Annotated in this window: 10 protein-coding genes and 1 pseudogene; all 11 read left to right on the top strand. The window is 66.2% G+C overall.

Annotated elements, in window-relative coordinates; genetic code table 11:
- Window positions 1-33: 33 nt before the first annotated feature.
- The 11 genes and pseudogenes from KOF26_RS10420 to KOF26_RS10370 all read left to right on the top strand — a co-directional run bounded on the left by KOF26_RS10420 (window position 34) and on the right by KOF26_RS10370 (window position 11,687).
- Window positions 34-645 carry an NADH-quinone oxidoreductase subunit J gene (locus KOF26_RS10420; RefSeq protein WP_216324273.1) on the top strand — a complete coding sequence of 204 codons (612 nt, stop codon included), beginning with the start codon at window positions 34-36 and terminating at the stop codon, window positions 643-645.
- The gene (gene nuoK / locus KOF26_RS10415) at window positions 642-947 is read left to right on the top strand and encodes an NADH-quinone oxidoreductase subunit NuoK (protein WP_216324270.1); all 306 of its coding nucleotides are present in this window, start codon (window positions 642-644) and stop codon (window positions 945-947) included. Before KOF26_RS10420 ends, nuoK begins: the two co-directional genes overlap by 4 nt.
- A 7-nt stretch (window positions 948-954) precedes the next feature.
- Window positions 955-3,063: an NADH-quinone oxidoreductase subunit L gene (gene nuoL / locus KOF26_RS10410; RefSeq protein ID WP_216324267.1), complete on the top strand. Its 2,109-nt coding sequence runs from the start codon at window positions 955-957 to the stop codon at window positions 3,061-3,063.
- A 4-nt stretch (window positions 3,064-3,067) separates the two neighbouring features.
- On the top strand, window positions 3,068-4,609 hold the full coding sequence (locus KOF26_RS10405) for an NADH-quinone oxidoreductase subunit M (RefSeq protein ID WP_216324264.1): 1,542 nt from the start codon (window positions 3,068-3,070) through the stop codon (window positions 4,607-4,609).
- Complete coding sequence (nuoN, locus tag KOF26_RS10400; RefSeq protein WP_216324261.1) at window positions 4,609-6,042, top strand: NADH-quinone oxidoreductase subunit NuoN; 1,434 nt, start codon at window positions 4,609-4,611, stop codon at window positions 6,040-6,042. The genes KOF26_RS10405 and nuoN overlap by 1 nt, the downstream gene beginning before the upstream one ends.
- Before the next feature lie 6 nt (window positions 6,043-6,048).
- Window positions 6,049-6,765: a biotin--[acetyl-CoA-carboxylase] ligase gene (locus tag KOF26_RS10395; protein WP_216324258.1), complete on the top strand. Its 717-nt coding sequence runs from the start codon at window positions 6,049-6,051 to the stop codon at window positions 6,763-6,765.
- A gap of 12 nt (window positions 6,766-6,777) precedes the next feature.
- Window positions 6,778-7,572, top strand: a complete 795-nt coding sequence (locus KOF26_RS10390) for a type III pantothenate kinase (RefSeq protein WP_216324255.1) — start codon at window positions 6,778-6,780, stop codon at window positions 7,570-7,572.
- Between the two features lie 96 nt (window positions 7,573-7,668).
- Entirely contained in the window at window positions 7,669-9,249 is a 1,581-nt protein-coding gene (locus KOF26_RS10385; RefSeq protein ID WP_216324886.1) for a ribonuclease J, read from the top strand.
- Window positions 9,250-9,262: 13 nt separating this feature from the next.
- Window positions 9,263-9,541: a DUF1467 family protein gene (locus tag KOF26_RS10380; RefSeq protein ID WP_216324252.1), complete on the top strand. Its 279-nt coding sequence runs from the start codon at window positions 9,263-9,265 to the stop codon at window positions 9,539-9,541.
- Between the two features lie 444 nt (window positions 9,542-9,985).
- Entirely contained in the window at window positions 9,986-11,188 is a 1,203-nt protein-coding gene (locus KOF26_RS10375) for a calcium-binding protein (protein ID WP_216324250.1), read from the top strand.
- A gap of 166 nt (window positions 11,189-11,354) precedes the next feature.
- Window positions 11,355-11,687, top strand: a pseudogene (locus tag KOF26_RS10370) (GIY-YIG nuclease family protein).
- Window positions 11,688-11,958: the final 271 nt, after the last annotated feature.

Here is an 11,958-nt window from a genome sequence, read left to right as displayed (position 1 = left end):
CGCCGCACTGTCACAGGGGGCACCCGCGAGACCGTGATCCAGACGATCGCCTTTTATCTGTTCGCCATCCTGGTGATCGCCGCCGGTGCGCTCACCGTGACGGCGCGCAACCCGGTGCACTCGGTGCTCTGGCTGATTCTCGCCTTCTTCAACGCGGCGGGGCTGATGCTGCTGGTCGGCGCGGAGTTCATCGCGATGCTGCTCGTCATCGTCTATGTGGGCGCGGTCGCGGTGCTGTTCCTGTTCGTGGTGATGATGCTCGACATCGACTTCGCCGAGCTGCGCGCCGGATTCGCCCGCTATCTGCCGTTCGGCCTGATGGTCGCAGCGGTGCTGCTCGCGGAGATGATCTTCGCCGTCGGCGCATGGCAGGCGGGCGGCCTCGCGCTCACCCAGCGCGCCGGGCCGGCGCCGAGCGATCTGCCCAACATCCATGCGATGGGGGCGCTGCTCTACACCCGCTATCTCTACGTGTTCGAGGCGGCGGGGCTGGTGCTGCTGGTGGCGATGATCGGCGCGATCGTGCTCACCCATCGCGGCCGCGCTGGCACCCGCTCGCAGAATATCACGCGCCAGAACATGCGCCGCCCGGAAGACGCGGTGCGCAACGTCAACCAGCCGGTTGGTGAGGGAGTGGAGCTGTGATCGGCATCCAGCATTTCCTGATCGTCTCGGCGATCCTGTTCGTGACCGGCGTGCTCGGCATCTTCCTCAACCGGAAGAACGTGATCATCATCCTGATGGCGATCGAGCTGATCCTGCTCAGCGTGAACATCAACCTCGTCGCCTTCTCCGCCTATCTCGGCGATCTGGTGGGACAGGTGTTCGCGATGTTCGTGCTGACGGTGGCGGCCGGCGAGGCGGCCATCGGGCTCGCCATCCTCGTCATCTATTTCCGCGGCCGCGGCACCATCGCGGTCGACGACATCAACCGGATGAAGGGCTGACAATCCCGTGATCCAGCTCCTCGTCTTCCTCCCCCTTCTCGCGGCGATCGTCGCCGGCCTGGGCGGGCGCATCATCGGCAATGTGCCGGCGAAGGCCGTCACCACGGCTTCGCTGTTCATCTCCTGCGCGCTCGCCTGGCCGATCTTCCTCGGCTATCTGTCGGGCAGCAGCGAGGCGCAGGTCGCCCATGTGCTGACCTGGATCGTGTCCGGCGACCTCAAGGTCGACTGGGCGTTGCGCGTCGACACGCTGACGGCGGTGATGCTGGTGGTGGTGACGACCGTTTCGGCGCTCGTCCACCTCTACAGCTGGGGCTATATGGCGGAGGATCCGTCGCAGCCGCGCTTCTTCGCTTATCTGTCGCTGTTCACCTTCGCGATGCTGATGCTGGTGACGTCGGACAACCTCGTCCAGATGTTCTTCGGCTGGGAAGGGGTGGGCCTCGCTTCCTACCTGCTGATCGGCTTCTGGTATCACAAGCCATCGGCGAACGCGGCGGCAATCAAGGCGTTCGTGGTCAATCGCGTCGGCGATTTCGGCTTCTCGCTCGGCATTTTCGGGACGTTCCTGGTGTTCGGCACCGTTTCGATCCCGGCGATCCTGGAGGCGGCGCCGGGCATGGCGGGCTCGACCATCGGCTTCCTCGGCTATCGCGTCGACACGATGACGCTGCTCTGCCTGCTGCTGTTCGTCGGCGCGATGGGCAAGTCGGCCCAGCTCGGCCTGCACACCTGGTTGCCGGATGCGATGGAAGGCCCGACGCCGGTGTCGGCGCTGATCCACGCCGCGACGATGGTGACGGCGGGCGTGTTCATGGTCTGCCGGCTGTCGCCAATGTTCGAGACGAGCCATGCCGCGCTCACTGTCGTCACCTATGTCGGCGCGGCGACCGCGCTGTTCGCCGCGACCGTCGGCACGACGCAGACCGACATCAAGCGGGTCATCGCCTATTCGACCTGCTCGCAGCTCGGCTACATGTTCTTTGCGGCAGGCGTCGGCGCCTATGGCGCGGCGATGTTCCACCTGTTCACCCACGCCTTCTTCAAGGCGCTGCTGTTCCTTGGCGCGGGCTCGGTGATCCATGCCATGCACCATGAGCAGGACATGCGCTTCTATGGCGGGCTGCGTAAGTCGATCCCGTGGACGTTCGCGGCGATGACCGCGGGCACGCTGGCGATCACCGGCGTCGGCATCATCGACGTGTTCGGCTTTGCCGGTTTCTATTCGAAGGACGCGATCATCGAGAGCGCCTATGCCAGCGCGACGCAGGCGGGCGGCATCGCGTTCTTCGTCGGCATCTTCGCGGCGCTGCTGACCAGCTTCTATTCCTGGCGGCTGGTGTTCCTGACCTTCTTCGGCACGCCGCGCTGGGCGGCGAGCGAGCACATCCAGCATGCCGTGCACGACGCCCACGGGCACGGGCACGACCATGACCATGATCACGGCCACGCGCAGCATCAGCAGGACGCGGACCATGTCGCGCCGGACGAGGGCGCCGGCCATGAGCCGACCGCGCATGATCCGGGCGCCGAGGATGTGGTGCATGGCACCGCCGGCTATCACCCGCACGAGAGCCCGATCCCGATGATGATCCCGCTCGGCGTGCTGTCGCTGGGCGCGATCTTCGCCGGTTTCGTCTTCGCCGGCGCCTTCGTCGGCGCGGACGCCGGCGAGCATTTCTGGAAGGGCGCGATCGCCTTCAACGAGCATCTCGTCCACGCCAGCCACGAAGTGCCCTTGTGGGTGAAGCTGTCGCCGGGCATCGTCATGCTGATCGGCCTGCTCACGGCGTGGATGGCCTATATCCGCGATCCTTCGATCCCGGGCCGCTTCACGGCGACGTTCCGCGGTCTGTACAGCTTCCTGCTCCACAAATGGTATTGGGACGAGCTGTATGATTTCGTGTTCGTGAAGCCTGCCTTCGCCATCGGCCGCTTCCTGTGGAAGCGCGGCGACCAGGGCACGATCGACCGCTTCGGCCCGGACGGTATTTCCTGGGTCGTCTCCGCCACCGGCGCGGCCGCTCGTCGGCTCCAGTCCGGCTATGTCTACACTTATGCGCTGGTGATGCTGCTCGGCCTCGCCGGTCTCGCGACCTGGGCGATGGTGCGCTGATCCGATGAGCTTCCCGATCCTCTCTCTTCTGCTCGCCGTTCCCGTGCTCGGCGCCATCGCCTGCCTGTTCGTGGACGACGCGACGGCGCGGCGCGTGGCGTTGATCACCACGCTGGTCGATCTCGCGCTGGGCGTGGTGCTGTGGGTCGGCTACGACCCGGCCGGCGCCCAGTGGCAGTTCGTCGAGAATGCCCCGGTTTTCGGCCGCTTCGCCTGGGCGCTCGGCATCGACGGCATCGCCATGCTGCTGATCGTGCTGACGGTGTTCCTGATGCCGATCTGCATCCTCGCCAGCTGGGAATCGATCACCAAGCGCGTGCCGGAATATATGGCGTGCTTCCTGGTGATGGAGACGCTGCTGCTGGGCGTGTTCATGGCGCAGGATATCTTCCTGTTCTACCTGTTCTTCGAAGCCGGCCTGATCCCGATGTACCTGATCATCGGCATCTGGGGCGGCGCGCGGCGCATCTACGCCAGCTACAAATTCTTCCTCTACACGCTGCTCGGCTCGATCCTGATGCTGATCGCGATGCTGTGGATGGTGAACGAGGCGGGCACCACCTACGTGCCCGAGCTGATGGCGCATGATTTCCCGGTCCATGCCCAGACCTGGCTGTTCCTCGCCTTCTTCGCGTCTTTCGCGGTGAAGATGCCGATGTGGCCGGTCCACACCTGGCTGCCCGACGCGCACGTCGAGGCGCCGACCGCGGGCTCGGTGATCCTGGCGGGCGTGATGCTGAAGCTCGCCGGCTATGGCTTCATCCGCTATTCGCTGCCGATGTTTCCGGAGGCGTCCAGCCAGTTCTTCTGGCTGGTGATGGGCCTTTCGATGATCGCCGTGGTCTACACCTCGCTGGTCGCGCTGGTGCAGACCGACATGAAGAAGCTGATCGCCTATTCGTCGGTGGCGCACATGGCGTTCGTGACGATCGGCCTGTTCACCTTCAATCGCCAGGGCCTGGAGGGCGCGATGATGGTGATGCTGGGCCATGGCCTGGTGTCGGGCGCGCTCTTCCTGTGCGTCGGCGTGGTTTATGACCGGCTGCACACGCGCGAGATCGCCCGCTATGGCGGCCTCGTCGAGAACATGCCGAAATACGCCTTCTTCTTCCTGCTGTTCACCATGGCGTCGGTCGGCCTGCCGGGCACGTCCAACTTCGTCGGCGAGTTCCTCAGCCTGCTCGGCGCCTATCACGCCAATAGCTGGGTGGCGTTCGTCGCCACCACCGGCGTGATCCTCGGTGCGACCTACGCGCTCTATCTCTACGCCCGCGTCGTCTATGGCCCGCTCGACAAGCCCGACGTGGCGGCGATGCTGGACCTTAGCCCGCGCGAAGTGGCGATGCTGCTGCCGATCGGCATCATCGTGATCTGGATGGGCGTCTATCCGGAAAGCTTCATCGCGCCGATGCGCGCCGATGTCGGGCGGGTGATCGCCCGGATCGAGCGGGCGGCGCCGCCATCCGATGCCCGGCCCACCGCCGGCCATCCCGCGCCGGCCGGTCATGCCGCCAATAATGTAGCCGCGCACGGGGAGGCGCACTGATGTCCGCCTCGCTCCTGCTCGCACTTCCGGAGCTGATCCTTTCGATCGGCGCCATCCTGCTCATGCTCGCCGCCGCGTGGGGCGGCGACGGCTCCTCGCGCGGCATCACGCTGGCCGCGGTGGCGTTGCTGGTCGTCGCCGGCGCGGTCGCGCTGATCGCGCCGGGCGGCCATGGCGACGGCTTTGGCGGCCTTTACCGCGCCGACGCCTTCTCCGACTTCGCCAAGCTGCTCATCTATGCGGCGACGGCGGTCGCGCTGCTGATCGCGCCCAATTATTTCGAGCGCAACGGCGAGATGCGCGCCGAGTATCCGGTGCTGATCCTGTTCTCGGCGGTCGGCATGGGGATGATGGTCTCGGCGCTCGACCTGCTCACCCTTTATGTCGGCCTCGAGCTGCAGAGCCTCGCCGCCTATGTGCTGGCGAGTTTCACCCGGCGTGACACCCGCGCTGCCGAAGCCGGCCTCAAATATTTCGTGCTGGGCGCGCTCGCCTCGGGCATCCTGCTCTACGGCATCTCGTTGCTGTACGGCTTCTCGGGCACGACCAGCTATGGCGGCGTCGCCCAGGCGATGGGCGGAGAATTCTCGGCCGGCCTGCTGTTCGGCATCGTCTTCGTGCTGGCGGGCCTCGCCTTCAAGATCTCGGCGGTGCCGTTCCACATGTGGACGCCGGACGTCTATGAAGGCGCGCCGACGCCGGTCACCGCCTTCTTCGCCTCCGCGCCGAAAGTGGCGGCGATGGGCCTGCTCGTCCGCGTCGCTGTCGAGGCGATGGGCCCGGCCTATGATGCGTGGCGGCAGATCATCATCTTCACCGCGCTAGCCTCGATCGTGCTTGGCGCGGTGGCGGCGATCGGCCAGACCAGCATGAAGCGGCTGCTCGCCTATTCCTCGATCAACAATGTCGGCTTCGCGCTGATCGGCCTCGCCGCCGGCACCGAGGCGGGCGTGGCGGCGACGATGACCTATATGGCGGTCTATATCGTCATGACGCTGGGCGCCTTCCTCTGCATCCTTCAGATGCGCGACGCCGACGGCAATCTGCGCGAGGGCATCGCCGACCTTTCCGGTCTCGCCCGGACCCGGCCGATGCTGGCCGGCGCGCTGATGATGTTCATGTTCAGCCTCGCCGGCATCCCGCCGCTGTTCGGTTTCTGGCCGAAATTCCTGGTGTTCGACGCGGCGACCCGCGCCGGCCTGTTCCCGCTGGCGGTGGCCGGCGCGGTCGGCTCGGTGGTCGGCGCCTATTATTATCTGAAGATCGTCAAGACGATGTACTTCGACGAGCCGGCGCCGGCCTTTGCCCCGTCCGAATCTCCGCTTGAAGGCGGCCTGATCGCGGTGACGGCGGCGCTGATCTCGCCGTTCGGTTATCTCGCCATCCCCGTGCTCGGCGGGATCAGCCTGGCGGCGGCGCACGCGCTTTTCTAAGAGCTGATGACGGCGCGCATCCTGACGGTCGCCGTCACCGGATCGACCAACGCCGACATGCTGGCGCTGGCCGCTGCCGGTGAGCCGGAGGGCCTGTGGCTGCGCGCCGAGCGGCAGGAAGCGGGGCGGGGCCGCCACGGCCGCCGCTGGGTGAGCGAGGGGGGCAATCTCTACGTCTCCACGCTCGTCCGCCTGCGCGAGACGGATCCGGCCCCCGGCACCCTGTCGCTGGTCGCGGCGGTCGCGCTGGATCAGGTGCTGAGCCCGCGGCTGCCCGAGGCGGACCTGCGCATCAAATGGCCGAACGACCTGCTCGTCGGCGGCGCCAAGATCGCCGGCATCCTGATGGAGCGCGAGGGCGGCGGCGTCGTCATCGGCATGGGCGTCAATCTCGCCCATCATCCGGGCGATCTCGGCCGCGCCACGACCAGCGTCGCTGCGCTCACCGGCAGCGCGCCCGATCCGGCCGACCTGCTCGCCGACCTTGCCGACAGCTTCGCCTATTGGCTGGGCCGCTGGCGGAGCGGGGCCCGGCATGATCCGGTGCGCGCCCGCTGGCTGGAGCGCGCCCATCCGCTGGGCTCGGCGCTGGCCGTGCGTATCGCCGAGGGGCCAGCGATCGAAGGGCTGTTCGACGGTCTGGATACGTCGGGCGCGCTCCGCCTGCGCTTGGCGGACGGCGCCGTGCGTGTCATCCACGCCGGTGACGTGTTCCTGGTCTGAGAGGTTCTCGCGATGCTGCTCGCCATCGATGCCGGCAACACCAACATCGTTTTCGCCATGGTCGAGACCGACGGCGAGCGCGCCGGGGAAATCCGCGCCCGCTGGCGCATCGCCACCGATCCGCGCCGCACCGCGGACGAATATGCGGTGTGGCTCCACCAGCTGCTCCAGCTCGAAGGGCTGAGGCGGGATCGCGTGGAGGCGGTGATCATCGCCACCGTGGTGCCGCGCGCGCTCCACAATCTGGAGGTGCTGGCCAGCAAATATTTCGGCCAGCGCGCGCTGGTCGCCGGCCGGCCGCCGCTCGACTGGCCGATCCGCCTCGACGTCGACGAGCCCAACAATGTCGGCGCCGATCGTGTCGTCAACGCCATCGCCGCCCATGCCAAGCATCCCGGCGACCTGATCATCGTCGATTTCGGCACCGCCACCACCTTCGATGTCATCGACGGGGAGGGCACCTATCATGGCGGCATCATCGCGCCCGGCCTCAACCTGTCGCTCGATGCGCTGGTGTCGGCGGCAGCCAAGCTGCCGCGCATCGCCATCGCCGAGCCGACCACCGACGCGGTGATCGGCCGCACCACCGAAAGCCAGATGCTGACCGGCATCTATTGGGGCTATGTGGCGATGATCGAGGGCCTGGTAGATCGTTTGCGCCGCGAAATCGGCCGGCCGGCAACGCTTGTATCCACGGGCGGGCTCGCCACATTGTTCCAGGGGCGGACCCGCGTTTTCGATGTCATCGAGCCGGACCTGACCATACAGGGGCTATGGCTGTTCTATGCGCGCCACCGCGCCGCCTGACGCCCGACGAATCTTGTACGAAAGATAACATAAACAGTGACAAAGCCCGGAAATGAGCTGCTCTTCCTCGCCCTTGGCGGGTCAGGCGAGATCGGCATGAACGTCAACCTCTACGGCTGCCAGGGCAAATGGGTGATGGTCGATCTCGGCCTCACCTTCGCCGATCCGGCCTATCCGGGGATCGACCTCATCCTGCCCGACCTCGAGTTCATCGAGGAGCGGCGCGGCGACCTGCTCGGCATCGTCCTCACCCATGGGCATGAGGATCATATCGGCGCCATCCCCTATCTCGCCGCCGATCTCGGCGTGCCGCTCTATGCGACGCCGTTCACCGCCGGGCTCATCCAGGGCAAGCTGGACGAGGAGGGGCTGGGCGGACAGGTGAAGCTCAACATCATCGAGAATGAGGGCAGCTTCCGCCTGGGGCCGTTCGGCTTCACCTATGTGCCGCTCGCCCATTCGATCCCGGAGGGCAATGCCGTCCTGATCGAGACGCCCTATGGCCGCGTCTTCCACACCGGCGACTGGAAGCTGGACGAGCAGCCGCTGCTCGGCACGCCCTCCACCGCCGCCGAGCTGGAGGCGATCGGCGACAAGGGCGTGCTGGCGCTGGTCGGCGATTCCACCAACGTCTTCAACGAGGATGCCTCCGGCTCAGAGGCGGCGGTGCGCGAGGGGCTGGACGGGGTCATCTCCGCTGCCAGGGGCCGCGTGCTCGTCACCACCTTCGCATCGAACGCCGCACGCCTGCAGACGCTGGGCGAGGTGGCGCGCGATACCGGACGGCAGCTCTGCGTCGCCGGCCGCTCGCTGGATCGCATCCTGAAGGTCGCCAAAGCGACCGGCTATCTCCGTGATTTCCCCGAGACGATTGATTTCGACACGGCGATGCGCCTGCCGCCGCGCGACGTGATGATCGTCGCCACCGGCGGGCAGGGGGAATCCCGCGCCGCCCTCGCCCGCATCGCCTTCGACAGCCACAAGATCAAGCTCAGCGAGGGTGACCTTGTCGTCTTCTCGTCCAAGCAGATCCCCGGCAACGAGATGGCGATCGGCCGCATCCAGAATGCGCTCGCCGCGAAGAACATCCAGATGATCACCGACCGGCAGGCCCATGTCCACGTCTCGGGTCACCCGGGGCGGCCCGAGCTGGAGCTGATGTATCGCTGGATCAGGCCGGAGATCGTGCTGCCCGTGCATGGCGAGCGGCGCCATATGGCTGAGCAGGCCCGCTTCGCGCTGGAGAAGGGCGTGCCCAAGGCGATCGTGCAGGAAAACGGCACGTTGCTCCGCCTCGCGCCTGACGGCCCGCTGGCGATCGGCCATGAGCGGGCCGGGCGGCTGGTGCTCGACGGGGACGTGATCCTGCCCGCCGATGGCGGCACCATGAACGAGCGGCGCAAGCTCGCGCTGAACGGTCTCGTCGCCGTGGGCGTCGCGCTGGACGGCAGGGGCCGGCTGGCCGGCACGCCCGCCATCTCCATCCAGGGCCTGCCCGTGGAGGAGGACCGCGCCGACTTCCTCGCCGATGCCGAGGAGGCAGCGGCTGAAGCCGCAGCGGGCGGCGGCCGCGATCGCGAGAAGCTGCGCGAGGCCATCCGCCTTGCCGTGCGCCGTTGCGCGACGCGCTGGACCGGCAAGAAGCCGGTTGTCGACGTGATGCTGCTGAACGTCTGAGGAGGGCGAGCCCATGCGGTGGACATCGGCGCTGGCGATCTATTTTCTGTTCTGGTCGCTGTGCGTGTTCTTCGTTCTGCCCATGGGCGTGCGCACCACCGACGAGACCGGCGGGGACCGTATCCCCGGCCAGGCCGATTCAGCGCCGCATCGATATGATGCGAAAAAGGTCGTGATCCGCACCACGATTGTCTCGACCGTGATGTTCTTTGCCTTCTATCTGAATTATGTCTATGGCTGGATCACGCCCGACATGCTGGACTTTTTCTCCCCGCCGAACCGGCTGACCTGATCGGGTAAGCCGGCGACGCTGCGTCGTATCGCCTGCGTGATCCTGTTTCAATGGCGGCCCATGATACTGGCCGCCGAGGCGCGCCCGTCGCCACGCCCCCCTCCCAAGGCTTCGTCACCCCTGACCTGACCCCGGCTCAGCCAGCCCGGACGCTACCGCCCTGGGCGCACGCCCTGCTGCGGCCGGATGAGCATGGGCGCGGGTAGAACTCACTTTTCGACGGCGCCGGAACGCATTACCCGCCGGCTGCGTGCGGATCAAGTCGATCGCAATCTCTATACGATACGCAGCTGTATTGACTTGACCATCATATATGGCGCAAAGGGGGTCTCGGAACCGGGATCGATTGAGCCCGCAGTCCGTGCACCGCGGAGGCCGGCGGTGCACGTGCCGCTTGGGCATCCGGTCCCAGACCTGTTTGCAGTCGATTGGAGAGATTCCCAGATGGCTACCTTTATCTTCGAGAACATGACTCAGGACGACGCGGCCGGACTCACGGCCGGGGAGAACACGATTCAGTTCTTCGACACCACGGTCAGCGCCATCGATGTCGGCGTGTCCGCTGCGGCGGGCACGTCCCTCACCAGCGCGTCCACGACGCTGACCGTTAATGGCAAGGCGCTGATCTTCCCGTCTAACGCCCTGATCGGCGCGGACCTCATTTTCGGTGATAAGTCGTCACTGATCCTCGGTGACGGTGGCGTCAACACGCTGGCCGGCACTGACGGCGATGACGTGATCTATGGCCTCGGCGGCGGTGACGGCATCGATGGCGGTGCCGGCCATGACTATGTCTTTGGTGGCGTCGGCAACGACACGATCGTTGGCGGTCTCGGCAACGATCACCTCTACGGCAACTCCAACGTCTCCGATGTCGGCGTGACGGACGGCAATGACGTCATTAGCGGCGGCGCTGGCAATGATTATATCCAGGGCAATGTCGGCACTGACTCGCTGGATGGTGGCCTGGGCGATGACGTCATCCGCGGCGGCCAGGACGCCGACACCATCAATGGTGGCGGGGGCAATGACGTCGTCAACGGCAACCTCGGCAACGATGTGATCCACGGGAATGAAGGCAACGACATTCTGCGTGGCGGCCAGAACAACGACCTCATCACGGGTGATGAAGGCAACGACATCATCTATGGCGATCTCGGCGCGGACACCATCTTGGGTGGCGTGGGCCTTGATGTGCTCTTCGGTGGCGACGGCGCCGACGTCTTCTCGTTCGCGGCGGGTGACGCGGCCGTTGGTGCCGGCACTCTCGCCAACGTTGTCGACATCATCGCCGACTTCGTCGACGGCGAAGACAAGATCCTTCTCCCGCAGGTTCTGTCTGAATCAGAGGAAGGTGCCGACGATGCGGTTGACGCGGTGGTTCTGACCGACAACAGCGGCACCAGCTTCGGTACGCTGATCGCGGCGCGGAATTACGCGCAGCAGCTGCTCAATACCTATGACGCGGGCACTGGCACGGACCACGCTGTGGCCGCGCTGGAGTTTGGCGGCCACACCTATCTGTTCTCGCATGAGGGCGCGGCCGGCAGCACGGTGATCGACACCGTGATCAAGGTCGAGAATGTCGCCGCGTCGGCCTTCGACGCGACTGACTTCGCCGCCGGCGGGGTCGCCGTGCCTGTCTGATCCGAGCAACTCATCCCTGAATGCCTGAAGAAGGGCCGGTCCTGCGGGGCCGGCCCTTTTTTATTCCTCCCCGAGCGAGTCCGGGGCGGAATCGGGGTGCGACCGCCCGCCTACCGGCGTCATGCTGAACTTGATTCAGCATCCACTCATCACCTTGCGCAAAGCCATGGATCGCCACCCTTGCGTCTACATCCTCGCCAGCAAACGGAACGGCACGCTCCATGTCGGGGTGACGTCGGACCTTGCGAGGCGTCTCCACCAGCATAGCACCGGCACGGGAAGGGTTCGCCGCCCGTTACGACGTGCGGCGGCTGGTCCATTTCGAGATGTATGAAGACATGCCCACCGCGATCGCGCGGGAGAAGCATCTCAAGGGCTGGCGGCGGGAATGGAAGATCGCGCTGATCGAGACGCAAACCCGCAATGGGCGGATTTGGCGCCCTCGCTGGGATTGGCGAGCCCAACCGCTGTCCGCGCCGCGCCGAGGGATGGACCGTGAATCACGTTCAGGGTGACGGGTTGGAAGCGCGCAGCCACCCGCCAGCCCCCGCCAACCTCCGCCATGCTGAACTTGATTTAGCATCCGCGCCGCCACAAGCGGCTGCGCGCGAGGTTGGATGGACCCCGGATCAAGTCCGGGGTGACGGCTTCGGGTCGTGCGCCACCGCCGGCCCCCGTCCACGTCCGTCATGCTGAACTTGATTCAGCATCCACGCGGCCACAAGCGGCTGCGCGCGAGGATGGATGGACCCCGGATCAAGTCCGGGGTG

The organism is Sphingomonas quercus (assembly GCF_018863195.1).
Classification (GTDB): domain Bacteria; phylum Pseudomonadota; class Alphaproteobacteria; order Sphingomonadales; family Sphingomonadaceae; genus Solisphingomonas; species Solisphingomonas quercus.
The sequence above is the reverse complement of the archived record's forward strand: the minus strand, read 5'-3'. Positions and strand labels throughout refer to the sequence as shown.